The 26794-nt window shown below is 70.9% G+C and carries 21 protein-coding genes; 13 read left to right on the top strand and 8 right to left on the bottom strand.

All coding sequences use genetic code 11. From position 1 onward, the window contains the following. Positions 1 to 92 precede the first annotated feature (92 nt). From C9F13_RS08295 to C9F13_RS08275, 5 genes are all read left to right on the top strand, one after another. Positions 93 to 1487, top strand: coding sequence for a coniferyl aldehyde dehydrogenase (locus C9F13_RS08295; protein ID WP_108445762.1), 1395 nt, complete (start codon positions 93 to 95; stop codon positions 1485 to 1487). 101 nt (positions 1488 to 1588) lie between these two features. Further along, the gene (gene edd, locus C9F13_RS08290) at positions 1589 to 3475 is read left to right on the top strand and encodes a phosphogluconate dehydratase (RefSeq protein ID WP_108445761.1); all 1887 of its coding nucleotides are present in this window, start codon (positions 1589 to 1591) and stop codon (positions 3473 to 3475) included. 73 nt (positions 3476 to 3548) lie between these two features. After that, on the top strand, positions 3549 to 4532 hold the full coding sequence (gene glk, locus C9F13_RS08285) for a glucokinase (RefSeq protein WP_108445760.1): 984 nt from the start codon (positions 3549 to 3551) through the stop codon (positions 4530 to 4532). Positions 4533 to 4548: 16 nt separating this feature from the next. Continuing rightward, positions 4549 to 5433, top strand: a complete 885-nt coding sequence (locus C9F13_RS08280; RefSeq protein WP_108445759.1) for a D-hexose-6-phosphate mutarotase — start codon at positions 4549 to 4551, stop codon at positions 5431 to 5433. Between the two features lie 33 nt (positions 5434 to 5466). Next, the gene (locus C9F13_RS08275) at positions 5467 to 6435 is read left to right on the top strand and encodes a carbohydrate kinase family protein (RefSeq protein WP_108445758.1); all 969 of its coding nucleotides are present in this window, start codon (positions 5467 to 5469) and stop codon (positions 6433 to 6435) included. 18 nt (positions 6436 to 6453) lie between these two features. Here the strand turns inward: C9F13_RS08275 and cra are convergent, their stop codons facing one another. Further along, the gene (gene cra / locus C9F13_RS08270; protein WP_108445757.1) at positions 6454 to 7461 is read right to left on the bottom strand and encodes a catabolite repressor/activator; all 1008 of its coding nucleotides are present in this window, start codon (positions 7459 to 7461) and stop codon (positions 6454 to 6456) included. A 216-nt stretch (positions 7462 to 7677) separates the two neighbouring features. On the opposite strand from cra, the gene ptsP reads away from it, so the two are divergent. From ptsP to pgi, 4 genes are read left to right on the top strand one after another with little or no spacing between them, the layout of a single operon-like run. Further along, on the top strand, positions 7678 to 10545 hold the full coding sequence (ptsP, locus tag C9F13_RS08265) for a phosphoenolpyruvate--protein phosphotransferase (protein WP_108445756.1): 2868 nt from the start codon (positions 7678 to 7680) through the stop codon (positions 10543 to 10545). Next, positions 10545 to 11519, top strand: coding sequence for a 1-phosphofructokinase (gene pfkB, locus C9F13_RS08260; RefSeq protein WP_108445755.1), 975 nt, complete (start codon positions 10545 to 10547; stop codon positions 11517 to 11519). Before ptsP ends, pfkB begins: the two co-directional genes overlap by 1 nt. Next, complete coding sequence (locus C9F13_RS08255) at positions 11516 to 13261, top strand: PTS fructose-like transporter subunit IIB (RefSeq protein ID WP_108445754.1); 1746 nt, start codon at positions 11516 to 11518, stop codon at positions 13259 to 13261. Before pfkB ends, C9F13_RS08255 begins: the two co-directional genes overlap by 4 nt. Before the next feature lie 32 nt (positions 13262 to 13293). Beyond that, the gene (gene pgi, locus C9F13_RS08250; RefSeq protein ID WP_108445753.1) at positions 13294 to 14937 is read left to right on the top strand and encodes a glucose-6-phosphate isomerase; all 1644 of its coding nucleotides are present in this window, start codon (positions 13294 to 13296) and stop codon (positions 14935 to 14937) included. 173 nt (positions 14938 to 15110) lie between these two features. Here the strand turns inward: pgi and C9F13_RS08245 are convergent, their stop codons facing one another. The 3 genes from C9F13_RS08245 to zwf are packed head-to-tail and all read right to left on the bottom strand — an operon-like array spanning position 15111 to position 18000. After that, complete coding sequence (locus C9F13_RS08245; RefSeq protein WP_108445752.1) at positions 15111 to 15773, bottom strand: bifunctional 4-hydroxy-2-oxoglutarate aldolase/2-dehydro-3-deoxy-phosphogluconate aldolase; 663 nt, start codon at positions 15771 to 15773, stop codon at positions 15111 to 15113. A 51-nt stretch (positions 15774 to 15824) separates the two neighbouring features. Then, on the bottom strand, positions 15825 to 16502 hold the full coding sequence (gene pgl, locus C9F13_RS08240) for a 6-phosphogluconolactonase (RefSeq protein WP_425432872.1): 678 nt from the start codon (positions 16500 to 16502) through the stop codon (positions 15825 to 15827). Between the two features lies 1 nt (position 16503). Beyond that, positions 16504 to 18000 (bottom strand): glucose-6-phosphate dehydrogenase, encoded by a 1497-nt coding sequence (gene zwf, locus C9F13_RS08235; RefSeq protein WP_108445751.1) that lies wholly within the window; start codon positions 17998 to 18000, stop codon positions 16504 to 16506. A gap of 220 nt (positions 18001 to 18220) precedes the next feature. On the opposite strand from zwf, the gene C9F13_RS08230 reads away from it, so the two are divergent. The 4 genes from C9F13_RS08230 to C9F13_RS08215 all read left to right on the top strand — a co-directional run bounded on the left by C9F13_RS08230 (position 18221) and on the right by C9F13_RS08215 (position 22270). Continuing rightward, positions 18221 to 19090: a MurR/RpiR family transcriptional regulator gene (locus C9F13_RS08230; protein WP_108445750.1), complete on the top strand. Its 870-nt coding sequence runs from the start codon at positions 18221 to 18223 to the stop codon at positions 19088 to 19090. Positions 19091 to 19176: 86 nt separating this feature from the next. Beyond that, a complete protein-coding gene (locus C9F13_RS08225) occupies positions 19177 to 20028 on the top strand; it encodes a putative selenate ABC transporter substrate-binding protein (protein ID WP_108445749.1) in 852 nt (283 codons plus the stop codon). Continuing rightward, the gene (locus tag C9F13_RS08220; protein ID WP_108445748.1) at positions 20028 to 20750 is read left to right on the top strand and encodes an ATP-binding cassette domain-containing protein; all 723 of its coding nucleotides are present in this window, start codon (positions 20028 to 20030) and stop codon (positions 20748 to 20750) included. Before C9F13_RS08225 ends, C9F13_RS08220 begins: the two co-directional genes overlap by 1 nt. Further along, positions 20747 to 22270 carry a PhnE/PtxC family ABC transporter permease gene (locus C9F13_RS08215; protein WP_108445747.1) on the top strand — a complete coding sequence of 508 codons (1524 nt, stop codon included), beginning with the start codon at positions 20747 to 20749 and terminating at the stop codon, positions 22268 to 22270. The genes C9F13_RS08220 and C9F13_RS08215 overlap by 4 nt, the downstream gene beginning before the upstream one ends. Positions 22271 to 22304: 34 nt before the next feature. On the opposite strand, the gene C9F13_RS08210 is transcribed toward C9F13_RS08215, so the two are convergent. From C9F13_RS08210 to C9F13_RS08195, 4 genes are all read right to left on the bottom strand, one after another. Further along, a complete protein-coding gene (locus tag C9F13_RS08210; RefSeq protein ID WP_108445746.1) occupies positions 22305 to 22667 on the bottom strand; it encodes a RidA family protein in 363 nt (120 codons plus the stop codon). A gap of 212 nt (positions 22668 to 22879) precedes the next feature. Then, a complete protein-coding gene (locus C9F13_RS08205; protein ID WP_108445745.1) occupies positions 22880 to 23734 on the bottom strand; it encodes a universal stress protein in 855 nt (284 codons plus the stop codon). A 65-nt stretch (positions 23735 to 23799) separates the two neighbouring features. Further along, positions 23800 to 25287 carry a SulP family inorganic anion transporter gene (locus C9F13_RS08200; protein ID WP_108445744.1) on the bottom strand — a complete coding sequence of 496 codons (1488 nt, stop codon included), beginning with the start codon at positions 25285 to 25287 and terminating at the stop codon, positions 23800 to 23802. 678 nt (positions 25288 to 25965) lie between these two features. Continuing rightward, complete coding sequence (locus tag C9F13_RS08195; protein WP_108445743.1) at positions 25966 to 26760, bottom strand: slipin family protein; 795 nt, start codon at positions 26758 to 26760, stop codon at positions 25966 to 25968. Positions 26761 to 26794: the final 34 nt, after the last annotated feature.

Below are 26794 nucleotides of genomic sequence, written 5' to 3'. Positions count from 1 at the left end.
GGGCCGGCGGCTGACAAGCCACCGGCATTGCGCCTACATTGTGCGCAGACCCAACCCCCGATGCCACCGCCATCACCGACAGGGAGACGCGCATGGCCGACGCCCGCGCACTGCCGGCGCGCCTGGAACAGCAGCGCCACGCCTTCACCGCCGAGCCCTACCCCTCGGCGGCGGTTCGACGCGACCGCCTGGCGCGGCTGGCGACCATGACCCGCCAGCACCGCGACGAGATCGTCCGCGCGATCCGCCAGGACTTCGGCCACCGGGCCGAGGCCGAGACGCGCCTGGCGGAGATCGCCACCCTGCTGGAGGCCGTGCGCCATGCCCGCCGACGCCTCAAGCGCTGGATGAAGCCGCGCAAGGCGGCCGTGCCCTGGCGGCTGGCACCCGCCCGGGCCCGCGTGCATCGCCAGCCGCTTGGGGTGGTGGGCATCATCGCCCCGGCCAACTACCCCTGGCAGCTGGCGCTGCTGCCGGCGGTGGACGCCCTGGCCGCCGGCAACCGGGTGATGCTCAAGCCCAGCGAGCACGCCCCCACCACCGCCGCACTGATGGCGCGGCTGGTGGCGCGCTACTTCGCCCCCACCGAGCTCGACGTGGTCGAGGGCGACGCCGAGGTCGGACGCGCCTTCGCCGCCCTGCCCTTCGACCATCTGCTCTTCACCGGCCCAGCCTCGATCGGGCGAGAGGTCGCCGGCGTCGCCGCCGAGGGACTGACGCCGGTCACTCTCGAGCTCGGTGGCAAGACCCCGGCTATCGTCGCCGACGACGCCGACCTGACCCATGCCGCCCGGCGTATTGCCTTCGGCAAGTGGCTCAACGCCGGCCAGACCTGCATCGCTCCGGACCACGTGCTGATCGATGCCGCGCGATTGCCGGCCTTCGTCGAGGCGCTGCGCGAGGCGGTCGCGACCTTCTACCCTCGTGGCACGGCGAGCGACGACTATTCGGCGGTGCCCGGCGAGACGGCGCGCGCCCGGCTCGAGACGATGCTCGCCGAGGCCCGGGATCACGGCTGCCGGGTGATCGAGCTCGGCGAGCGAATCGAGCTCAGTCGGGGCGCCAAGCTGCCGCCGACCCTGGTGATCGACCCCACCGCGGGGCTTGCGATCATGCGCGAGGAGATCTTCGGCCCCTGGCTGCCGGTGATCGGCCTGCGCGACTTCGAGGCCGCCCTGGCCCGGGTAGCCGAGGGTCCACGGCCGCTGGCGCTCTACGCCTTCACCGACGACCCGGCGCGGCATCGGCGGCTGATGGAGGAGACCCGCTCCGGTGGCGTGGTCTTCAACGACACCCTGTGGCATGTCGCCGTGCCCGGCCTGCCCTTCGGCGGCGTAGGCGAGAGCGGCCTGGGCGCCTACCACGGCGAGGCCGGCTTTTTGCGCTTCAGCCACCAGCGCAGCGTCTTCGTTCAGTCTCGACGCAGCCCCGTCGGACTGCTGAACCCGCCCTACCGGAAATGGCTGCTCAACCTGCTGGGACTTTGAAGTAACAAAACTACAAAAAAAGGCCGCAATGCGGCTAACATGGGGGAGATACGCAAAATATATTGGTAAACTTACCAATCAAAACAGAGCCGAGGTGCTTCATGGCCAGCAAGATCCCCGCCCTCAACGACACCGTCGCCGACGTCACCCGTCGCATCCGCGAACGCTCCTCCGAGCGCCGCGCCCTCTACGAGCGCCGCATGGCCGACCAGCATCGACGCGGCGTGCATCGCGGCGAACTCTCCTGCGGCAACCTGGCCCACGGCTTCGCCGCCTGCGGCAGCCAGGACAAGGATTCGCTGAAGCTGATGAACTCGGCGAACCTGGGCATCATCTCGGCCTACAACGACATGCTCTCGGCCCACCAGCCGTTCGAGACCTTCCCCGAGACCATCAAGGCCGCGGCGCGCGCCATGGGCTCCACCGCCCAGTTCGCCGGCGGTGTGCCGGCCATGTGCGACGGCGTCACCCAGGGGCAGCCGGGCATGGAGCTGTCGCTGTTCTCCCGCGACGTGATCGCCATGGCCGCCGCCGTGGGGCTCTCCCACAACATGTTCGACGCCGCGCTGTACCTCGGTGTGTGCGACAAGATCGTGCCGGGGCTGTTCATCGCCGCGGCGCGCTTCGGCCACCTGCCGGCGATGTTCGTGCCCGCCGGCCCCATGCCGAGCGGCCTGCCCAACAAGGAGAAGGCGCGCATCCGCCAGCTGTTCGCCGAGGGCAAGGCGAGCCGCGAGGACCTGCTGGAGGCCGAGTCCGCCTCCTACCACAGCCCCGGTACCTGCACCTTCTACGGCACCGCCAATTCCAACCAGCTGATGATGGAGATGATGGGGCTGCACCTGCCCGGCACCTCCTTCGTCAATCCGGGCACCGAGATGCGCGAGGCGCTGACCCGCTTCGCCACCGAGCAGGCGGTCCGCCACACCGAGCCGGGCGGCGAGTATCGGCCCTTCTACCAACAGATCGACGAGCGCGCCATCGTCAATGCCGTGGTGGGCCTGCTCGCCTCCGGCGGCTCCACCAACCACACCCTGCATCTGATCGCCATGGCGGCCGCGGCGGGTATCACCCTGACCTGGGACGATTTCACCGAGCTCTCCGCGGTGACGCCGAGCCTGATGCGGGTCTATCCGAACGGCCAGGCGGACATCAACCACTTCCAGGCCGCCGGCGGCATGGCGTACCTGTTCCGCGAGCTGATCGATGCCGGGCTGATCCACGCCGACATTCCCACCGTCTTCGGTACCGACATGACCGCCTATACCCGGGAGCCCTTCCTCGATGACGGCACGCTTACGTGGCGCGAGGGCCCCGAGGCGAGCCTCGATACCGAGGTGTTGCGCGGCGTCAGTGAGCCCTTCGCGCCCACCGGCGGCCTCACGGTGCTCGGCGGCAACCTCGGGCGCGGCGTGATCAAGGTCTCGGCGGTGGCCGAGGAGCATCGCGTGGTCGAGGCCCCGGCGCGGATCTTCGAGGACCAGAACGACCTGAAGGCCGCCTTCGAGGCCGGCGAGCTCGATCGCGACGTGATCGCCGTGGTGCGCTTCCAGGGCCCCAAGGCCAACGGCATGCCGGAGCTTCACAAGCTGACCCCTTACCTGGGCGTGCTCCAGGATCGCGGCTTCCGGGTGGCACTGGTCACCGACGGACGCATGTCGGGCGCCTCCGGCAAGGTGCCGGCGGCCATCCACATGAGCCCCGAGGCGCTGGACGGCGGTCCGCTGTCGAAGCTGCGCGACGGCGATATCATCCGCCTGGATGCCGACACCGGTCGCCTCGAGGTCAAGCTCGACACCCAGGCCTGGGCCGAGCGCGAGCGGCGGGTCGGCGAGCTGGCCGCCCATCACGTGGGCCTGGGGCGCGAGCTGTTCGCCGGCTTTCGCCACCTGGCGATGCGCGGCGAACAGGGCGCCTCGGTGTTCGGGGGCTTCGAGGCCGACGACCTCGCCCGCCAGGCCGACCAGATCCACGACGAGGACGCCTGAGCCACGGCCGGAAAAGGGCGATCACGGACAAGCGTCCGGCACCGCCCTGGCGGCCTAATGGGACGAAGTGACGATGACACGACCGGCCCTGATCGGGGATATCGGGGGCACCCACGCCCGCTTCGCGCTGGTGACGCCAGGCACCATGGTCCCCCGCGCGTTCCAGTGCCTGGCCTGTGCCGACTACCCCGGTCCGGCGGCGGCGATCCGTGACTACCTGGCGCGGGTCGGTGCCAACGGTGACGCCGCGCCCCGCGAGGCCTGCCTGGCCGTCGCCGGCCCGGTCGACGGCGAACGGGTGACGATGACCAACGCCCCCTGGGATTTCACCCGGGCCGAGCTGCGCAAGGCGCTTGGGCTTACCCACCTCAGGCTGATCAACGACTTCATCGCCCAGGCGCTCGGCGTGGTCCACGTGAGCGAGGCGCACCGGGTCGTCCTCCAGGCCGGCGAGGCCGTGCCCCGTGCGGTGCACCTGGTGATCGGCCCCGGCACCGGTCTTGGCATGGCCGGGCTGCTGCCGGCAGGCCGGCGCGACGGTCGCCGGCGCTGGATCCCGCTGCCAAGCGAGGGCGGCCACGCCACCTTCGCCCCCACCGATGCGCCGGAGCGGGCGCTGCAAGCATGCTTTCGCCAGCGCTTCGGGCGCGTCTCGGTGGAGCGCCTGCTCTCCGGCCCGGGGCTGCTGGCGCTCTACCGCGCCCACTGCGCCCTGGAGGAGATCGCCCCGCACTGCCGGACGCCCGCCGAGGTCACCGCGGCGGCGGGCAGCGGCGACGACGGGGCCCGTGCTACCCTGCTGCGTTTCCTGAAGATCCTCGGCGACGTCAGCGGCGATACCGCACTCACCCTCGGGGCCCGCGGGGGCGTCACCCTGTGCGGCGGCATCCTGCCCCGGCTCCTCGCGTGGCTGCCCGAGAGCCGCTTCCTCGAGGCCTTTCGTGCCAAGGGACGCATGGCCGCCTACGCCGGCCGCATCCCCGTCCAGGTGGTGACCGATCCCTGGACGGGCCTGCTGGGCGCCGCCGAGGCCCTGCACCATCCAGAGATCGAATGACCACCAAGGAGGTCGCATGATTCCCGAATCGCTCGCCGCACTGGTCGAGGAGACCCGCGGCCAACGCCGCGCCCACTGGGCCGGCCGTGAGGTCTGGCTGGCCAACGAGGCCTGGGGGCAGCTGGCGGTATCGCTTCAGGGCGCCCAGGTGCTTCATTACCGCCCTGCCGGCGATGAGAGCGAGGGCTGGCTGTGGGTGACGCCCACGCCCCAGGAGCTGCCCGGCGCGATCCGCGGCGGCATCCCGCTCTGCTGGCCCTGGTTCGCCGACGAGAACACCGCCGACGAGTCGACGGATCGCTCCGGCCCCATGCACGGCCCGGCGCGCAAGGCCGACTGGCGCCTCGATGCCGTGGACGAGCACGAGGAGGGCGTGGAGCTGCACCTCTCCCCGGTCGAGCGGCTGCACGGCCAGCTGGTGCCCCGCGCGGTGATCCAGGCCAACGCTCGGCGCCTGCACGTGGAGCTGATCACCGAGCACCTCGGCGAGACCCCGGTGAAGATCACCGGCGCCCTGCACACCTACCTGGCCGTCGAGGACGCCTTCGCCTGCCGCGTCGAGGGCCTGGCCGGCGCCAGCTACCTGGACAAGCTGGCCGACTTCGCCGAGCGTGACCAGCAGGGCGAGCTCGGCGTGCGCGGCGGCCTGGATCGCATCTACCGCAGCAATGCCGAGCTGGTGCTCGACGACGGCAGCCGCCGGCTGCGCGTGGCCCGCCAGAGCAGCGACTCGGCGGTGATCTGGCACCCGGGCGACGCCCCGCCCGCCGACACCTCGGTGGAGGCCGCCCGCCGTTTCCTGTGCGTCGAGTCGGCCAACACCCGGATCGACCCGGTGTGGATGGTGCCCGGCGCCCAGCACCTGCTGGGCACCACCCTGTCCCGTGAGGACGACGCCTGAGCGCCGTCCCATCCAGCGAGAGGAGCCTCGATCATGCTGCCCGTCATCGCCTTCGGTGAAGCCCTCGTCGACCTGCTCTCCAGCCGCCTTGGCGAGCCCGCCGGCGACACGGCAGACGCCGCGGAAGTCTTCACCCCCTATGCCGGCGGAGCCCCGGCCAACGTCGCCGTGGCCTGCGCCCGGCTGGGCGTGCCCAGCCGCTTTCTCGGCATGATCGGCGAGGACCCCTTCGGCGATCGGGTCGCCGCAGAACTCGCCGCCCACGGCGTCGACACCTCGGGCGTGGTGCGCACCGACGCGGCGCGCACGGCGCTCGCCGTCGTCCATCGCGACGCCGCGGGCGAGCGGCGCTTCACGTTCTACCGCCCGCCGGCGGCCGACCTGCTCTACCGCCTGGAGCACCTGCCGGCCGGGGTGTTCGCCGAGCCTTCGATCCTGCACGTCGGCAGCAACAGCCTGACCGAGCCCGAGATCGCCGAGACCACGCTCAGCATGGTCGAGATGGCGCGCCGCGCCGGCTGCGTGATCAGCGTCGATGCCAACCTGCGCCACGGCCTCTGGGCCGGCGGCACGGCCGACATCAGCCTGGTCACCCGCCTGCTCGATGCCGCCGACCTGATCCGGCTCTCGTCCGAGGAGCTCGACGACCTGCGCGCCGACCATCCCCGGGACGGCTGGCTGGCCGAGCGCTTCGCCGCCGGGGTGAAGGCCGCGGTGATCACCGACGGGCCGGGCGCGATACGGCTCAGAACCGTCGAACTGGACGAGTGGATCACGCCGCCCGCGGTGGAGGCCGTGGACACCACGGCCGGCGGCGACGCCTTCACCGGCGGCCTGCTGGCCGAGCTCGCCGCCGCCATACCCGCCGACGACGCCTGGCATCGGGATGCGGCCCTGCTGCGCCGCGCGGCGGCCTTCGCCAGCCGCTGCGGCGCCCACGCCGTCACCCGCCCCGGCAGCTACCTCGCCCTGCCCACCCGGGGCGATCTCGGGGCGGACTGATCGGCGCCCGACGCCGCCTCAAGAGGCCGCGCCCTCCTCCGGCGCGGCCACTCGCCAGCGCATCCGCCGCGGCACCGTTCTCCGCCCCGGAGCGCTCTCGCCCCGGGCGGCGGCCAGCGCGCTGTCCAGCGCCGCCTCGGCCATGCGGTCGTGGTCCTGCTCGGCGGAGTTGACCGTCACCGGCAGGAACTCCAGCAGGCGGCTGTCGCCGAAGGTCGCCAGGCGCAGCGAGGCCGGCAGCCCGCCGGCCTCGAGCAGGGTATCGAGCACGCCCTCGAACAGCGAGTAGGATGCCGTGACCAGCGCATCCGGCAGGCCATGTTCGTCGAGCACCCGACGCATCAGCCGGGCGCCCTCGGCGCGATCGTAGCGCTCGCCGGAAACGGGGATGGCCTCGACCTCGTGCCCCGCCAGGGCCCGCTGGAAGCCGCGGCGTCGCTCCTCGGTGATCGACAGCCAGGGCACCGCGTCCAGCCACGCCACTCGGGCGGTCTCGGGCGACAGCACCGAGGCGGTCAGTCGCTCGGCGGCCTCGGCGTCGTTGCTGACCACGCTGGCGAAGCGCTCGGCGTCGAAGCCGCGGTCCACGGCCACTACCGGCAGCCCCTCGGCCTGCAGCTCGGCGTAGAAGGGATCGTCCATCGGCAGGCTGCTGGCGGTGATCAACACCTCGCAGCGCCGCGCCCGCAGCGCCAGCGCCAGGTCACGCTCGACCTCCGGGCGGTCGTCGGAGCCGGCGATCAGCAGCTGATAGCCCGCCTCCCGGGCGCCCCGCTCCAGCCGCTTGGCCAGCCGCGCATAGGTCACGTTCTCCAGGTCGGGCACGATCAGCCCCAGGGTACGGCTGGAGCCGCGCCGCAGGGCGGCCGCCTGGGGGTCGACCCGGTAGCGATGGCGTTCGACCACCGCCATCACCCGGTCGACGGTGTCCTGGCTGATGCGCCGTGTCTCGGCCTGGCCGTTGATGACATAGCTGGCCGTGGTACGCGATACCCCGGCCAGTCGAGCAATTTCCGCGAGCGTCATGAATCCCTCCTAGACTGACCGGGGCATTCTACGCGTGACCGCCGCGCCGCCACCCCCTGCCAAAGTCGTAGACCCGAAGCCTTGCCAAGCCGGATGAAGCGATCCAGCATTCGACATATCGAAGGTGACACGATTCACCTAACCCCTACAAGTCACCGCAACGCCCCGGGTACCACGGACTGGCCCAGCGTCGCCCCCGACGAACCGGAGACCTCGATGTTGACCCTACGCCAGGATGACGTCCTGCTCGGCTGCCAGGCCGACCACTGGCGCGCCGCGCTGGACCAGGCCGCCGAATCGCTGCACGCCGCCGGCCTGGTCGCCCCGGAATACCGCGACGGCCTGCACGCCCGGGAGGCCCAGTCCTCGACCTTCCTCGGCAACGCCATCGCCATTCCCCACGGCACGCCGGAGAGCCGCCAGCACGTGCGCGCCACCGGGGTACGGGTGCTGCAGTTTCCTGAGGGCGTCGACTGGCACGACGGCCAGCGGGTCCACGTGCTGGTGACCATCGCCGCCCAGAGCGACGAGCACCTCGACATCCTGCGCCAGCTGACCCACGTGCTGGACCAGGCGGGCATCGCCGAGCGCCTGGCCGGCGCCGAGCAGGCGGACGAGATCGCCGAACTGCTGTCGAAGGCGGTGGTCGAGGCCAGGCTGGACGCCGACACCCTGTGCCTGGGTTTCCCCGCCCGCGACCACCGCGAGCTGGCGCTGGCCGGCGCCGCTCGGCTGCGCCAGGCCCAGTGCGTCGATGCCGCCTTCGTCGCCGCCATCGCCGAGGCCGCCCCGCGCGCCCTGGGCCGCGGTCTGTGGCTGGTGGTCAGCGACCGCGGCGTCGGCGTGCCGGCGCTGGCCCTGGCAACCCCGGCCGAGCCGCTGCAGGCCGACGGCGCGCCGGTGCAGGGCGTGTTCTGCCTGGCCGCCCAGGGCCAGGCCCATCGCGGCCTGCTCGAGCGCATCCTGGCGCTGCTCGAGAGCGACGCCCCCGACACCCTGCAACGCCTCGACGCCGACGCCCTGCTGGCACGGCTGGCCGGCGAGTCCGCCGCCGCCAGCCAGCGCCTGGCCACGGTGCTCAACGCCCACGGCCTGCACGCCCGCCCGGCCAAGCAGCTGGTCCAGGTGGCCCGCGCCCAGGGCACCGCGGTCCGCGTGCGCCTGGCCGAGGGCGGCATCGATGCGGTCTCGGCCGCCAGCCTGACCAAGATCATCAACCTCGGCGCCCGCCGCGGCCAGCAGTTGATCTTCACCGCCGAGGGCGACGGCGCCGAGGCCGCCCTGGAGGCGGTCTGCCAGGCCGTGGAAGACGGCCTCGGCGAGCACGTCGAGCCCTTCGACGCCTACCGCGAACCCCTGGCGAGGGCACCGGAGCACGCCCCGGCCCTGGAGCCGCTGGCCGACGACGTCCCCCACCCCGCGGTGGCCGCCTCGCCGGGCCTGGCCATCGCCCCGATCTTCGTGCTCACCACGCCGAGCTTCGACTACCCGGCCCGCGCCGCCGACCCGGCCGCCGAGCGTCGCCGCCTCGACGAGGCCATCCGCGAGGGCGGCGAGCAGCTCGAGGCGCTGATCCATCACGCCCGCGGCGGCGAGGTCTCGCAGATCCTGTCGATGCACGAGGAGATGCTCGGCGACCCCGAGCTTCACCAGGCCGCCCGCGAAGGCATCGACGAGGGCGCCTCCGCCGAGGCCGCCTGGTGGGAGGCGATCGACACCGCCGCCCAGGCCCAGGAGCGCCTCGCCGACCGGCTGCTCGCCGAGCGCGCCGCCGACCTGCGCGACGTGGGCCGCCGCGTGCTGGGTATCCTGTGTCGGGTCGAGCTGCCCACGCCGCCGGATCACCCCTACATCCTGGTCACCGATGACATCGGCCCCTCCGACGTGGCGCGCCTGGACACCAGCCGCGTGCGCGGCCTGCTGACCGCCCGCGGCGGTGCCACCGCCCACAGTGCCATCCTGGCCCGGGCGCTGGGCATCCCCGCCGTGGTCGGCGCCGGCGAGCGCATCCTGACGCTTGCGAGCGGCACCGAGCTGATCCTCGACGGCGAGCGCGGCCGGGTGACCCCGAATCCCGGCGCCGAGCGCCGCCAGGCCGCCGAGCAGCGCCTCGTCGAACGCCGCCGCCGCGAGGCCGAGGCCTGGGAGGCGCGCTTCGCGGAGGCGCGTACCCGCGACGGCCATCGCGTCGAGGTGGCCTCGAACCTCGGCAACACCGCCCACACCGCCGACGCCGTAGAGCGTGGCGCCGAGGGCGTCGGCCTGCTGCGCACCGAGTTCCTGTTCATGGCCCACGCCGAGCTGCCCGACCTGGAGACCCAGATCGGCGAGTACCGCGAGGCCCTGGACGCGCTGGACGGCCGCCCGCTGGTGGTCCGCACCCTGGACGTGGGCGGCGACAAGCCGCTGCCCTACTGGCCGCTGCCCCAGGAAACCAATCCCTTCCTGGGCCTGCGCGGCATCCGCCTGGCACTGACCCGGCCCGAGGTGCTCGAGACCCAGCTCAAGGCGCTGCTGATGGCCGCCGTCGGCCGCCCGCTGCGCATCATGCTGCCGATGGTCAAGGACGTGGCCGAGTTCCGCGCCGCCCGCGCCATCCTCGACCGGCTGCTCGACGAGCTGTCGACCACCCAGCGCAGCGACGACGTCCAGCTCGGGGTGATGATCGAGGTGCCTTCCAGCGCCCTGCTGGCACCGACCCTGGCCGCCGAGGTGGACTTCTTCTCGGTGGGCACCAACGACCTGACGCAGTACACCCTGGCCATCGACCGCGATCACCCCGAGCTCTCCGCCCAGGCCGACGGCCTGCACCCGGCGGTGCTCAAGCTGATCGAGATGACCGTGGCCGCGGCCCACGCCCAGGGCAAGTGGGTCGGGGTGTGCGGCGAGCTGGCCAGTGACGCCACCGCGGTGCCGGTGCTGGTCGGCCTCGGCGTCGACGAGCTCTCGGTCAGCGCCCGCCAGGTGCCGCTGGTCAAGGCACGGCTGCGCGAGTTCGACCTCGAGGAAGCCCGAGCCCAGGCCGCGCTGGCGCTGGCTCAGGCCACCGGCGAGGCGGTCCGCGACGCCCTGGAGGCTCGCTGATGGCTCGCCTGCTGACGCTGACCCTGAACCCCGCCCTGGATCTCTCGGTGTCGCTCGAGCGCCTGGCGCTCGGCGAGGTCAACCGCACACGAGCCACTCACCTGGAGGCCGCCGGCAAGGGCGTCAACGTGGCCCGGGTGCTGGCCGCCCTCGGCCACGATGTCTGCGTCTCGGGCTTTTTAGGCGCCGACAACGACGGCCCCTTCCTGCGCGCCTTCGAGGCGCTGGGGCTCGAGGACGCCTTCCTGCGCGTGCCCGGCGAGACCCGCATCAACGCCAAGCTCGCCGAGGCCGACGGCCGGGTCACCGACATCAACGGCCCGGGCCCGACCATCGACGATGCCGCCTGGCAGGCGCTGCTCGACGGGCTCGCCGCGCTGGCCGCCGATGATGCCCGCCGCCCCGAGGCGGTGGTGATCGCCGGCAGCCTGCCGCCCGGCGTCACGCCCGAGGCGCTGGCCGAGCTGATCGCGCGACTGCGCGGCGCCGACCTGCCGGTGTGGGTGGACACCAGCGGCCCCGCCCTCGAGGCCGCCATCGCCGCCGGCCCCACCGCGGTCAAGCCCAACGAGCAGGAGCTGGCCGCCTGGGCCGGCACGCCCCTCGACGGCGAGGCCGCGCGCCTGGCCGCCGCCCGCCGCCTGCACGAGGCCGGCATCGCGGAGGCGGTGCTCTCCGCCGGCGCCGAGGGCGTGCTGTGGGTCAGCCGCCGCGGCGCCTGGCAGGCGCTGCCGCCATCCATGACGGTGGCCAGCACGGTCGGCGCCGGCGACACCCTGCTGGCCGCCCTGCTGCACGGCGTGCTCGAGGGCCAGGCGCCCGAGGAGGCGCTGCGCCTGGCCACCACGCTGTCCGCCGAAGCGGTCCGCCATGTCGGCGTGGGCGACGCCCGCGCCGCCGATTTCCCGTCACTCCAACAACAGACGCGCGTCCACCGCCTCGACGGTGAAGACGCGGGGGGAGCCCTCGCATGAACGCCATCCTCGTCACCGCCTGCCCCAGCGGCATGGCCACCACCTTCCTCGCCGCCCGGCGCCTCGAGCAGGCCGCCGAGCGGCTCGGCTGGCAGACCACCGTGGAGATGCACGGCGAGCTCGCGCCGGTGCAGCCGGCCTCCGCCGAGGCCATCGAGGCCGCCGACCTCGTCGTCGTCGCCGCCGACCACGTGCCGGACCCGCAGCGCTTCCAGGGCAAGCGGCTGTTCCGCGCGCCCATCGACCAGGCGCTGCCCGACCCGGGCGGCTTCCTCGAGCGCGCCCGGCGCGAGGCCGAGGCCTTCGTGCCCGGCGGCGAGACTCACGCCGTGGCGCCATCCGAGGCGGCCGGTGGCCGGCCGATCGTCGCCGTCACCGCCTGCCCCACCGGGGTGGCGCATACCTTCATGGCGGCAGAAGCCCTCAGTGAAGCGGGGAGATCTCTCGGCCATCCCATGCGCGTCGAGACCCAGGGCTCGGTGGGCGCCCAGGATCAGCTGACCGAAGCGGAGATCCGCGACGCCGAGGTGGTGATCCTGGCCTGCGACATCGAGGTCGACCCCACCCGCTTCGCCGGCAAGCGGGTCTATCACACCTCCACCGGCGGCGCCCTGAAGAAGCCCCGCCAGACCATCGAGGCGGCGCTGGCCGAGGCCGCGGTGGAGGACGCCCCCGGGGCCGCAGGCGGCGGCGAGGTCAAGAAGAGCCTCAAGGAGAAGGGCGTCTACAAGCACCTGCTGACCGGGGTGTCCTTCATGCTGCCGATGGTGGTGGCTGGCGGCCTTCTGATCGCGCTGTCGTTCGTGTTCGGCATCGAGGCCTTCCAGGAGGAGGGCACCCTGCCCGCCGCACTGATGCAGATCGGCGGCGGCACGGCCTTCGCGCTGATGGTGCCGGTGCTGGCCGGCTACATCGCCTACTCCATCGCCGACCGCCCCGGTATCGCGCCGGGCATGATCGGCGGCATGCTGGCCTCCGAGATCGGCGCCGGCTTCATCGGCGGCATCCTGGCCGGCTTCCTCGCCGGCTACGTGGCCAAGGCCGTGACCCGCCACGTCAAGCTGCCGGCCAGCGTCGAGTCGCTCAAGCCGATCCTGATCATCCCGCTGGTGGCGAGCCTCGTGACCGGCCTGACGATGATCTACATCGTCGGCGAGCCGGTGGCGGCGATCCTCTCCGGGCTGACCGACTTCCTCGAGAACATGGGCTCCACCAACGCCCTGCTGCTCGGCGGGCTCCTGGGCGCCATGATGTGCTTCGACATGGGCGGGCCGGTGAACAAGGCCGCCTACACCTTCGGCGTCGGGCTGCTGGCCTCCGAGACCTATGCGCCGATGGCGGCGATCATGGCCGCGGGCATGGTGCCGGCGATCGGCATGGGCATCTCGAGCTTCGTCGCCAAGTCGAAGTTCTCGGAGCCGGAGCGCGAGGCCGGCAAGGCCTCCTTCGTGCTGGGCTTCTGCTTCATCAGCGAGGGCGCCATTCCCTTCGCCGCCAAGGACCCGCTGCGGGTGATCCCGGTCAGCATGGTCGGCGGTGCGATGACCGGCGCGCTGTCGATGCTGTTCGGCGCCAAGCTGATGGCCCCCCACGGCGGCATCTTCGTGCTGCTGATCCCCAACGCCATCACCCCGGTGCTGCTGTACCTGGCGGCGATCGTCATCGGCTCGCTGATCACCGGCCTGGGCTACGCGGCGCTCAAGCGCGGCGGCCAGGCGGTGGCGGTCGGGGCCGCCGGCTGACCATACCGCCATTACCACCGACGAGGTCCACGATGTTCCAGCTTACCCGCAGCGTCACCTGGCAGGCCCTCAAGGGCCTGCAGGCGAAGACCGCCGATGACCGCATCAGCGACTACTTCGCCGCCGACCCCCAGCGCTTCGAGAAAATGAGCCTGCGCGTGGGCGGCCTGTTTCTCGATTACTCCAAGCACCAGATCTCCGACGCGGTGCTCGACAAGCTGATCGAACTCGCCGATCACTCGGCGCTGGTGCAGCGCCGCGCCCAGATGTTCTCCGGCGACATCATCAACGTCACCGAGGACCGACCGGTCCTGCATACCGCCCTGCGCAATCTCGGCGAGGGACCGCTGATGGTCGACGGTCAGGACGTGATGCCGGAGATCCAGCGCACCCGCGAGCAGATCCGGCAGTTCTCCGAGGCGGTACGCAGCGGCGAATGGACCGGTTTCAGTGGCGAGCGTATCCGCGACGTGGTCAATATCGGCATCGGCGGTTCTGACCTGGGGCCCAACATGGCCTGCCGAGCGCTGCTCAAGCAGCGCCACCCGGAGCTGAACTTCCATTTCGTCTCCAACGTCGACGGCGCCCATATCCAGAAGGTGCTCAGCCGCCTCGATCCGGCCACCACCCTGTTCATCGTCTCCACCAAGACCTTCTCCACCCAGGAGACGCTGCTCAACGCCAAGACCGCACGGCGCTGGTTCGTCGAGCGGGCCGGCCCCGACGCCGACGTCGGCGCCCACTTCATCGCCGCCTCCACCAACCGTAAGGCCGCCATGGAGTTCGGCATCCGCGAGGAGAATGTCTTCGAGTTCTGGGCCTGGGTCGGCGGGCGCTACTCCATGTGGTCGTCGATCGGCCTGCCGATCGCCCTGGCCATCGGCTTCGAGGGCTTCATGGCGATGCTCGAGGGCGCCTACGCGATGGACCAGCACTTCCTGACCGCCCCCACGGCCGCCAACATGCCGGTGCTGATGGCACTGATCGGCATCTGGTACATCAACTTCCAGGGCGCCGAGACCCAGGCCATCGTGCCCTACGATCAGGCGCTGCATCAGCTGCCGGCCTTCCTGCAGCAGCTCGACATGGAGTCCAACGGCAAGTCGGTGGATATCTTCGGGCGGCCGGTGGACTACACGACCGGGCCGATCGTCTGGGGCCAGACCGGCTCCAACGGCCAGCATGCCTTCTTCCAGCTGCTCCACCAGGGCACCCGCTACGTGCCCATCGACTTCATCGCCTCGCTCAAGCCCGAGGCCGGCATGGAAGACCACCATTTCGCCCTGCTCACCAACATGCTGGCCCAGGCCAATGCCTTCATGGAGGGCAGCGCCAAGGGCGGCGAACTCGACCCCTACAGCTGCCCGGGCAACCGTCCCTCCAGCACCCTGCTGCTCGACGAGCTGACGCCGAAGAATCTCGGCGCGCTGATCGCCCTCTACGAGCACAAGGTGTTCGTCCAGGGGGTGATCTGGAACATCAACTCCTTCGACCAGTGGGGCGTGCAGCTCGGCAAGCGCATCGCCGGCGAGATCAGCGAGCGCCTGGACGCCCACAGCCAGGACTTCGACGCCTCCACACAGGGGCTGCTCCGACTGGTCCGGGCGCAGCTGCCAACGCGCGACCTCCCATCGGCACCGCCCACGAGCCGGGGCAACAAGCGGCGCAAAGCCTGATCCATGCCGCCTGCTCGCCCGCCGCGCAGCGGGACGCGAGTCGCTGGCGGGCACTGGCGGTGACGGACACCGGAGGACGGGGGACCAGAAGAAGAAACCCCGGCAGAAGGCCGGGGCAACAGGGCGGCGGTTGGCGGTGGAGAGAAAAGCCAGGGAGAGGGCGCAGCGAGCCCTCAGTGATGAAAGCGGTCGGCCACCTCCCGAGCGAGCCGGCGGATGGCGCTCCAGTCGCCGGCCTCGACCAGCGATTTCGGGGTCAGCCAGGTCCCGCCCACGCACATCACGTTGGGCAGCGCCAGGTAGTCCCCGGCATTGTCCGGGTTGATACCACCGGTAGGGCAGAAGCGGGCCTCGGCGATCGGCCCGGCGAAGGCCTTGAGCGCCTTGGTCCCGCCGCTCGCCTCGGCGGGGAAGAACTTGAAGCGGCGATAGCCGAACTGCCAGCCGATCATCAGCTCGGAGACGGTGGCGATGCCCGGCAGCATCGGCACCGGACTCTCCACGCCGTAGCGATAAAGCGCCTCGGTGGTGCCAGGGGTCACCACGAAGTCGGCGCCCACCTGCTCGGCCTGGCGATACTGGGAAGGCGTCAGCACGGTCCCGACGCCGATGCTGACATGGGGCAGTGCCGCCTTGATGCGCCGGATGGCCTCCAGGGCGCAGTGGGTGCGCAGGGTGATCTCGAGGACGGTGATGCCACCCTCGACCAGCGCCGTGGCCAGCGGCACGGCATCCTCCACGCGCTGGATGGCCAGCACCGGGATCACCTCGGCCTTGAGGCAGATGCTGTCGAGCTCGGTGGTGCGAGTGGAGGGCAGCTGCTTGTCGATGGTCATGTCGTTTGCTCCAGAAGAATCGGGCCGTAACGTCGGATCGGGGACTCGGGTTCAGGGCGCCCAATAGATGCCCAGCGGACAGGCAAGAAAAGCGCGGATGGGCAGTGTGCGGGTATCGTCGCCCCCCAGGGCGTGAGCCAGCACGCTACGTTTCCCCTCGCCGGCGATGTGCAGGAAGTGGCGACGCGCCTGGTGCAGGCGGTCGGCGCTCAGGGTGATGCGCGGCTGGGGCTGGCTCGGGGTGCGCACCGCCACCACCGGGGCCGCGGTGGACAGCGCCAGCTCGAGTTCGCGGCTGTCCGGAAACAGCGAGGCGGTGTGGCCATCATCGCCCATGCCCAGGATCACCGCGCTGGCCGGCCAGGCCAGGGCCGCGATCCGCTCGCCCACTTCGGCCGCCCCCTCCTCGGGGGTCGCCGCGGCACTGGTCAAGGGCACGAAGCGGGCCTCGGCGGCCGGCCCCTGCAGCAGGTGGTCGCGTACCAGGCGCGCATTGCTGTCGTCGGCGGACGCCTCCACCCAGCGCTCGTCGGCGAGCGTCACCTCGATGCGCGACCAGGGCAGCGCCATGCTCGCCAGGGCCTCGAAGAAGGGCACCGGGGTCGAGCCGCCGGATACCACCAGCAGGGCGAGCTCGGCCTCGGCCAGATCGGCGCGCAGCGCCTCGGCCACGGCCTCGGCGAGCTGCCGGGCCAGGACCTCGCGGGGATCAGGTGTCATCTCGCCCATGTCAGTAATCCTCATACCAGCTGCGGCCATCCTGCGTGATCATCGCGATCGAGGCCACCGGCCCCCAGGAACCGGCCGGATAGCGCCGGGGCGGCTCGTCGCGGTCGGCCCAGGCGGCGACCAGGCTGTCGCACCACTGCCAGGCGTGCTCGACCTCGTCACGACGCACGAACAGATACTGCTGCCCCTTCATCACCTCCAGCAGCAGGCGCTCGTAGGCATCCGGGATCCGCGTCTTGGGAAAGGCGCTGCTGAAGTCCAGATGCAGCGGGCCACGCCGCAGGCGCATGCCCTTGTCCAGGCCGCTGTCCTTGGTCAGCACCTCCAGGGCGATGCCCTCCTCCGGCTGCAGGCGGATCACCAGCTTGTTGGCGGCGAGCCCGCGCTGGTCGGGATCGAAGATGTAGTGGGGCTGCTGGCGGAAGTGGATGATGATCTGGGAGAGCTTCTCCGGCATGCGCTTGCCGGTGCGCAGGTAGAAGGGCACCCCCGCCCAGCGCCAGTTGGCCACGCCGGTCTTCATGGCCACGAAGGTCTCGGTGTGGCTGTCGGTGTTGGCCCCCTCCTCCTCGAGGTAGCCGGGCACGGACTGGCCGTCGTGGGTACCGGCCATGTACTGGCCGCGCACCACGTCACGCCCCAGCATGTCGTCGGTGAAAGGCTTGAGCGCCTTCAACACCTTGACCTTCTCGTCGCGGATGGCGTCGGCATCCAGGTTGGCCGGCGGATCCATGGCGATCAGGCAGACCAGCTGCAGCAGGTGATTCTGCACCATGTCGCGCAGCTGGCCGGCCTCGTCGAAGTAGCCCCAACGCCCCTCGATGCCTACCTTCTCGGCCACGGTGATCTCGACGTGGGAGACATGATTCTGGTTCCACTGGGTGCCGAACAGCGGGTTGGCGAAGCGCAGCGCGATCAGGTTCTGCACCGTCTCCTTGCCCAGATAGTGATCGATGCGGTAGACCCGGGACTCGGGGAAGACCGCGCCGATGGCATCGTTGACCTCGGCGGAGGAGTCGAGATCGTGCCCGATGGGTTTCTCGACCACCACGCGGCTCTGCTCATCCAGGCTGCCGCTGGCCTCGAGGTGACGGCAGATGTCGCCGTAGATCTTCGCCCCCACCGAGAGGTAGACGACCAGCGGGCGATCCCGCCCAGGCTCACGCCACTCGCGCACGGCGCCGTAGCCCTCGGGCTCGAGGAAGTCGAGCCGCAGGAAATCCAGGCGGGCGAGAAAGCGCGCCAGCACCTCACGATCGAGCTCCGCGGCCTTCACGTGAGCCGTGAGCGACGCCTTGACCCGGTTCTGGAAGCCTTCCCGGTCGAGGTCGTGGCGCGCCAGTCCCAGCAGTCGGGTGCCCGCGTCGAGCAGCCCCTCGCGATCGAGGTGATAGAGCGCCGGAAAGAGCTTGCGCTGGGCCAGGTCACCGAGCGCACCGAACAGCGCCAGATCGATTTCAGTGCTCCGGGCCTCGCCGGGTCGCTTGCGTTGTGTCATGTCCGCCCCGTCTAGTTAACTTACCTAAAAAATAGCGCAATCAAGCGGCACACCGCAAAGAATCTTGTAAGCTTACTACAATGTCAGAGGACTGCGAGGATATCACCGCTCGCTCCTTTGCGCTTCCCTCAGGATAGCCAGCATAATGTAGTTAAATCACCACATCACCCATGTTCCATCCCGCGCCGCCGAGGGCGCCTCGCCGGAGACTGCACTGACCATGGTCCGACACGATCTGCTCGACCGCATCCGCCGCCAGCTCGACGAGCTCAACCGATCCGAACGCAAGGTGGCTGACGTCATCCTCAACGATCCGGCCTCGGCGACCAGCATGAGCATTGCCACCCTGGCCCAGCTCGCCTCGGTCAGCGAGCCCACGGTCAACCGCTTCTGCCGCAGCTTCGATGCCAAGGGCTATCCCGACTTCAAGATCAAGCTGGCCCAGAGCCTGGCCGGCGGCACGCCCTACGTCAGCCAGGCGGTGGAACCGGACGACACCGCGGCGGACTACACCGGCAAGATCTTCGGCGCCACCATCGCCGCGCTGGACCTGGCGCGCCGCGAGGTCGCCCCGGAGCGCATCGAGCGCGTCGTCGACTACCTGATCCAGGCCAGGCAGCTGCACTTCTTCGGCCTGGGCGCCTCGGGCGCCGTGGCCCAGGACGCCCAGCACAAGTTCTTCCGCTTCAACCTCCCGGTCAGCGCCTACATCGACGTGCTGATGCAGCGCATGATCGCCGCCGCCTGTCACACCGGCGACGTGGTGGTGATGCTCTCCTGGACCGGGCGCACCCGGGACCTGGTCGACATCGCCCGGCTGGCCCGGGAGAACGGCGCCGTGGTGCTCGGCATCACCGCCCCGGGCTCGCCGCTCGCCGCCGAGTGCACCGAGACCCTGGAGGTCTCGACCCCCGAGGATACCGACTACTACATGCCCATGACCTCGCGGATGATCCAGCTGACGCTGATCGATGTGCTGGCCACCGGCATGACGCTGCGCCGCGGCGAGGACTTCCTGCCGCACCTGAAGAAGATCAAGGACAGCCTCAAGCCGACCCGCTACCCCCTCGACGGCCGCGACCCGGGCTGACGCCCCGGCGCCGAGGGCCCACCCGACTTGCCAGGCCGGCGGGGAGGCACAACAATGGCGGGCCATCGACCACTCCGGAGACCGACATGCGCTGGCTCGCCGTACCCGCCGCCCTCTGCCTGTTCGCACAGGGCGCCGCCGCCGACACCTTCCGCTTCACCGCCATCCCCGACGAGGACCAGTCGCGGCTGATCGAACGCTTCTCGGCGGTCGCGGACTACCTCGAGTCGCGCCTGGACGTCGAGGTGGAGTACGTGCCGGTGAAGTCCTACGGCGCCTCGGTCAGCGCCTTTCGCAACGACCAGGTGCAGCTGGCCTGGTTCGGCGGCCTCTCCGGGGTGCAGGCACGCCGCCTGGTCCCGGGCTCCGAGGCCCTGGCCCAGGGAAGCGAGGACGCCGAGTTCAAGAGCTACCTCATCGCCCACCGCTCCACCGGCCTCGAACCCGCCGAGACCCTCCCCGAGGCGATCGAGGGCAAGAGCCTGACCTTCGGCTCGCGCACCTCTACCTCCGGGCGCCTGATGCCCGAGCACTACCTGCGCGAGCGCTTCGACGCCGCGCCCGACGAGCTCTTCTCCCGGGTCGGCTTCTCCGGGGACCACTCGCGCACCATCGCCCTGGTGGAAGCCGGCACCTGGGAGCTGGGCGCGGTCAACTTCAGCGTCTGGGACGCCGCGGTCGCCGACGGCCGGGTCGATACCGACAAGGTCGAGGTGATCTGGGAAACGCCGCCCTACCCCGACTACAACTGGACGGTGCGCGGCGACGTCGACGAGCGCTTCGGCGAGGGCTTCACCGACCGGGTCCGCGCGGCCCTGCTCGAGATGGACGACCCGGCGCTCCTGGCGAGCTTCCCGCGGGAGGGCTTCATCCCCGCCGACAACGCCCTCTACGCGCCCATCGAGGACGTCGCCGAAGAGCTCGGCCTGCTGCGCTGATGGACGCGTCGCTGCTCGCCCTGGAGGGCGTCGACCTGGGGCACGGCGACCGGGTGGTGCTGCCGGGCCTGCGCCTGGGCCTTCGCCACGGCGAGCGGGTCGCCCTGCTCGGCCAGAGCGGCGCCGGCAAGTCGACCCTGCTCCAGGCGCTGCGCCAGCGGCTGGGCGAGACGGCCGCCTGGTGCCCCCAGCAGCATGGCCTGGTGCCGGGGCTCGCGGTCTACCACAACGTCTACATGGGACGGCTCGCCGAACACTCGGCGCTGGCCAACCTGTGGAACCTGGTGCGCCCGCTGGCCGAGCCCTGGCGCCAGGTCGCCGAGCTCTGCGAGGCCCTGGGCCTGGCGGGGCTGATGCGCCGACCGGTCGGCCAGCTCTCCGGCGGCCAGCGCCAGCGGGTGGCCATCGCCCGGGCGCTCTACCAGCGGCGCACCCTCTTCCTCGGCGACGAGCCGGTGGCCAGCGTCGACCCCCACCAGGCGCTGCGCCTGCTCGAGCTGATCGACGCCCGCCACGCCACCTCGGTGATCGCCCTGCACCAGCGGGAGCTGGCGCTCACCCACTTCGACCGGGTCTGGGGGCTGCGCGACGGCCGGCTGGTGATCGACGCCCCGGCACACTCGCTGCGCCTGGCCGACCTGGACGCCCTCTACCCGGACGCCGGCACCGCCCCGGGCGGTGTCACGCAACAGGGTGAGGGCAACGCGGGGGCGAGGCCGTGAGCCCGCCCGACCTCACGCGAGACGCGTCCCGCCCCGGCTGGCTCGCCGGCCAGAGCACCGGGCTGCGACTGGCCCGCCACACCCTGACGCTGGTGGCCCTGGCGATGCTGCTCACGCCCTTCGCCGACCTCGCGGTGGTGACCCGGGATCCCTGGGGGGAGCTCGCGCGCATGGCCCGGGGGCTGGCCTGGCCCGCCTGGGGCGCGGTGGAGTCGCCCCTCGAGGCCCTGGGGCTGACCGTGGCTGTGGCCCTCTGGGGGACGCTCGGCGGGCTGCTGCTGGGCTTTCCCCTGGCGCTGCTGTTCGCCCGCTCGCGGCTGGTGCGCGCCGGCTGCGCCTTCGTGCGGGCGATCCACGAGCTCTTCTGGGCGCTGCTCTTCCTGCAGGTGTTCGGCCTCTCCGCCGCCACCGCGCTGATGGCCCTGGCCATCCCCTATGCCGGCATCTTCGCCAAGGTCTTCGCGGAGATCCTCGAGCAGATCCCCGGCGCACCGCGGGATGCCCTGCCGCCCGGCGTCTCGCGCCTGTCGCGCTTCGTCTACGCGGAGCTGCCGCTGGCCTGGACGCGGCTCGCCGCCTACACCCGCTACCGCTTCGAGTGCGCCCTGCGGGCCAGCGTGCTGCTGGGCTTCGTCGGCCTGCCGACCCTGGGCTTCCAGCTGGAGACCGCCTTTCGCGAGGGGCGCTACCACGAGGCGGGGGCGCTGCTGTGGCTCTTCTATCTGCTGATCGCGAGCCTGCCCTGGTGGGGACACCGCCGGCTGCTGCCGCTGCTGGCGTTCGGCGGGGCCTTCCTGCTGGCACCCTGGCCGGAGGTGAGCGGGAGCCTCTTGTGGCGCTTCGTCAGCCAGGACATCTGGCCGCCGGCGCTGCTGGCGGGGGACTGGGCGGGAGTGCTCGACTGGCTTTCGCGGGTGCCGGAGCTGGGGCCGGCCATCGGCAACACCCTGCTGCTCGGCCTGCTGGGCAGCGTCGGGGCGCTGCTGGTGGCCCTGGTGCTGTGGCCGCTCGCCTGCCGCCACTTCGGCAACCCGGCGACCCGGCTGGCCGGGCGGGGACTGCTGCTCTTCCTGCGCTCGACCCCCGAGCTGATGCTGGCCTTCCTGTTCCTGCTGCTGCTCGGCCCGTCGCTGCTGCCCGCCTGGCTGGCGCTGTCGCTGCACAACGGCGCGCTGATCGCCTTCCTGGTGGCGCGCCACGCCGATGCGATCACCCCGGGCATGCCGGACGCCAACGGCGTCGGGCGCTTCGCCTACGAGCTGCTGCCGCGGGTCTACCCGGGGATGCTGGCGCTGCTCTACTACCGCGCCGAGGTGATCCTGCGCGAGACGGCGATCCTCGGCATGCTGGGCGTGGCGACGCTGGGCTACTACATCGACGCCAACTTCGAATACCTGCTGTTCGACGTCGCCTTCTTCCTGCTGCTGGTCACCGCGCTGCTCAACATCGCCGTGGACGCCCTCTCGCGGCGGCTGCGCCCCCGCGAGGCCGCCGTCATCGACGACCCCTGCCAGCGCTAGACGACCGGGACGCGAGGCGTCCCGGCCGTGACCCTCAGTTGCCCGGCACCAGGGCGGTGACGGTGATCTCCACCTTCAGCTCGTCGGCGGGCAACGGCGCGCAGACGCAGGTGCGGGCCGGGGCGTGGCCGGTGGGCACCCAGTCGTCCCAGACAGCGTTCATGGCGGCCACGTCGTTGCCGTCCTTGAGGTAGATCGTCGCCGAGAGCAGGTGCTCGCGGTCGGAGCCGATCTCGGCGAGCAGCGCATCGACCCGCGCCAGCATGCTCTGGGTCTGCTCGGTGATGTCGCCGTGGCGCGCCTCGGGGCCGGCCACCTGGCCGCACAGCCAGGCCACGCCGTTGTGGATCACCGCGCGGCTCATGCGGGCCTTGGTGTCGTGACGTTCGATGCTCATGTCGCTCTCCGTGGGAAATCAAGGGATGGAATCGCGCGCCGCCGCCCGCGCTGGGCGAAGGCCCGGAGGGCCTCGGGCGGGGCCGCGACGGCTCATCTTGCCATCGCCGCCGGGCCATCGCACGCCCGGCGTGCCGGCGCCTCCCTTGGCCCGACACGACGACGCCGGCCTTTGGGCCGGCGTCGTCGTGTCGTCGGACGGGAAGCGCGCGATCAGCGCAGCAGCAGCACCGGCAGGCTGGCGCGACGCAGCATGGTGGTGGTGGTGCTGCCGACCAGCAGGTGGCGCACCCGCGAGTGGCCGTAGGCGCCCATCACCAGCAGGTCGATGCCGTGCTCCTGCTGGTAGCCGCGCAGGGTCTCCTCGACGTCGCCGGCGCGGATCGCCCCCTCGGCCTCGTGGCCGGCCTCGCGCAGGGTCGAGAGCGCCCACTCCAGCTGGGAGCGATTGTCCCCGGTCTCGGCGCCGACGATGACCACGTGCACCGGGATGCCGTTGAACAGCGGGCTCTTGGCCAGCATCTCGACGCCCTTGCGGGTAGTCTTGCTGCCGTCGAAGGCGATCATCACCCGCTCGGGGCGCGTGAAGGTCTCCGGCGCCATCAGGATCGGCCGATGCAGGGTGCGCACCACCCGCTCCAGGTTGGAGCCCAGGTGGTCGCTCGCCTGATGGGCGCCCTCGCCGCGCTTGCCGATCACCAGCAGGCGCATGTCGGCCTCGAGCTCGGCCAGGGTCTCCACCAGGGTGCCGTTGCGCTGGCGGGTGGCGGGCTCCGCCACGCCGTCCTCGACGGCCCGCTCCTTGGCCGCCTTGAGCATCAGCCGGCCCTGCTCCTGGGCCACCTTGGCGCGCTGCTCGTCCAGGTGCGCCAGCTCCTCGAGCAGGTGCTCTCGGGCGCCGAGCCCGAGGTTGCCGGAGAGGTCGGCCTCGGCGGTCTGCGGGTGGTTGTCCACCACGTGCAGGAAGGTCAGCGGCGCGCCGAGCGCGAGGCTCGCCCAGGCCGCGTAATCGCACACCCCCTCGGAAAACTGCGAGCCGTCGATGGCGGCCATCACCTGTTCTGTCATCGTCTGGTCCTGAAACTGGCGTGTGTTGTCGTCGCTTCCACGTTCTACCGGATCCGTCAGGCGGGTCAATGGCCGCCCATGAGCTTCTCGACGGCTGCCGGGTCGTCATGCACCGCGTAGCGGTCGACGATGGTGGCGCTCGCCTCGTTGAGGCCGATCAGCTCCACCTCGGTGCCCTCGCGGCGGAACTTGATCACCACCCGGTCCAGGGTCTGGACGGCGGTGATGTCCCAGAAGTGGGCGCGAGAGAGGTCAATGGTGACCTTCTCCACGGTCTCCTTGAAGTCGAAGGCGGCGCCGAAGCGCTCGGAGGAGGCGAAGAACACCTGGCCCACGACCTTGTAGAGGCGATGCCCCTCCTCGGGGGTCTCGGCGCCGACGTAGAGGATGTTGCCGACCTTGTTGGCGAAGAAGAGCGCAGCCAGCAGCACGCCGACGAAGACGCCGATGGCCAGGTTGTGGGTGCCGACGGTGACCGCCACGGTGGCCAACATCACGATGTTGGTGCTCAGCGGGTGCTTTCTGAGGTCGCGGATCGACTCCCAGCTGAAAGTGCCGATGGAGACCATGATCATCACCGCCACCAGGGCCGCCATCGGGATCTGCGACACCCAGTCGGCGAGGAAGACCACCATCAGCAGCAGCACCACGCCGGCGATCAGGGTGGAGAGGCGCGTGCGGCCGCCGGACTTGATGTTGATCACCGACTGACCAATCATCGCGCAGCCCGCCATGCCACCGATCAGGCCGGTGCCGAGGTTGGCCAGGCCCTGGCCCTTGCACTCGCGGTTCTTGTCGCTGGGGGTGTCGGTCAGGTCGTCGACGATGGTCGCGGTCATCATCGACTCCAGCAGGCCCACCACGGTGAGCATCACCGAGTAGGGCAGGATGATCATCAGGGTCTCGAGGGTCAGCGGCACCTCGGGCCACAGGAACACCGGCAGGGTGTCGGGCAGCTCGCCCATGTCGCCTACGGTGCGGATCTCCATGCCGGTGAGCAGGTAGACCGCGGTCAGCACCAGGATGCAGACCAGCGGCGAGGGCAGCAGCTTGCCCACCTTCGGCAGGTAGGGGAAGCCGTAGATGATCGCCAGGCCCGCCGCCGTCATGGCGTAGACGTGCCAGGTGACGTCGGTAAGCTCCGGCAGCTGGGCCATGAAGATCAGGATCGCCAGGGCGTTGACAAAGCCCGTCACCACCGAACGCGAGACGAAGCGCATCAGGTCGGCGAGGCGCAGGTAGCCGGCGATGATCTGGAAGACGCCGGTGAGCAGGGTGGCGGCCAGCAGGTACTGCAGGCCGTGCTCCTTGACCAGAGTGACCATCAGCAGCGCCATGGCGCCGGTGGCCGCCGAGATCATGCCCGCCCGGCCGCCGGCGAAGGCGATGATCACCGCCATGGAGAAGGAGGCGTAGAGGCCCACCTTGGGATCGACGCCGGCGATGATGGAGAAGGCGATGGCCTCGGGGATCAGGGCCAGGGCCACGACGATCCCCGCCAGGGTGTCGCCCTTGAGGTTGGAGAACCAGCTCCGTTTCAGTGTCTCGTACATGCTGCGGTCCAGTCAGGGGGTGGTGGAAGGGCCGTAGGGCAGTCGGCGCATCGGATGCAGGCGTCTTCTCCCGCCCCCGGGTGGCGAGGCGCCATGGGCGGAGCAGGAAGAGTGTCGCTGGAGAAGGCGCCCGGGCATCGGCGCGGCGCCGCAGGCTGCCCGGGTCGATGCCGGCGGGCAGCGCCGATTAGAGGGGAGAGAGGCGCCAGGGCGGCGTGGCCGGCCCTGCCGGGGGTGTCATCACGGTCTGCCGACTCCCATGCTCTGCATCCGCGGGGCGGCGCGCAGCGAACGTGGCTGACGGCACCCGACGAAGGCGCCGGAGTCTAGCAGAGATGGCGCGGGGGTGCATCCGAGGCGCCGGCACTGCCAGGGCTATCGCAGCTACCGGAATCATGGGGCGCTGGAGACAAGCCGAAGAGGAGGTCCGACGCCAGGGGTGAGAAGCGCTGCTTCGAACGGGCTGGCCATGGATGGCCAGCACCGGTCCTGCAAGTGGAGCGGGACGCGAGAGCGCATCAGAGCGTCGGTAGCGCCCAGGGATGGGTTCACAGCGCCTCCGGTGGGCCGGCCCCGCTCGCAGACTAGTCGCCAGGTCAGCCCCGAGTTGCCGACCTATCTGCGATCGCCCTTGGGTACTACGGCGCCCCGCGGGAGTGGCGAGGGCGCCGGAAAGGCTCAGGAGGCGTCGTCAGAAGCGCCGCCTGTGCGCGCCTGGGCGGCGGGCGAGGCCTTCATGTGCTTGAAGGCCTCCATGATGTCCATGGGCAGCGGGAAGACCACGGTGGAGGCGTTCTTGTTGCTCATGTCGCTCATGGTCTGCAGGTAGCGCAGCTGCAGCGCGGCGGAGTTCTCGGACATGACGTTGGCCGCCTCGACCAGCTTCTTGGAGGCCTGCAGCTCGCCCTCGGCGTGGATCACCTTGGCGCGACGCTCGCGCTCCGCCTCGGCCTGGCGGGCGATGGCGCGGATCATGCTCTCGTCGAGGTCGACGTGCTTGATCTCGACGTTGGCCACCTTGATCCCCCAGCTCTCGGCGGAGCTGTCGATGATCTCCTGGATGTCGTCGTTGAGCTTGTCGCGCTCGGAAAGCATCTCGTCCAGGTCGTGCTTGCCGAGCACCGAGCGCAGGGTGGTCTGGGCCAGCTGGCTGGTCGCGTTGACGAAGTTCTCCACCTGGATGATCGCCTTCTCCGGGTCCACCACCCGGAAGTAGAGCACCGCGTTGACCTTGACGGTGACGTTGTCCTGGGAGATGACGTCCTGCTCCGGCACGTCCATGGTGATCACCCGCAGGTCGACCACCTCCATCTTCTGGATGCCGGGAATGATGATCAAAAGGCCCGGCCCCTTCACCGCCTGGAAGCGGCCGAGGAAGAACACCACCCCGCGCTTGTACTCGGGCAGGATGCGGATCGAGGCCGCCAGCAGCATGATCAGCAGGACGACCGGGACGAGGTAGGAAAGCAGCATGGTGTCGGCTCCTTGGTTGGGCCGGACGATGCGG

Source organism: Halomonas denitrificans (assembly GCF_003056305.1).
GTDB classification, from domain to species: domain Bacteria; phylum Pseudomonadota; class Gammaproteobacteria; order Pseudomonadales; family Halomonadaceae; genus Halomonas; species Halomonas denitrificans.
This window is presented reverse-complemented; position numbering and strand designations above follow the sequence as displayed.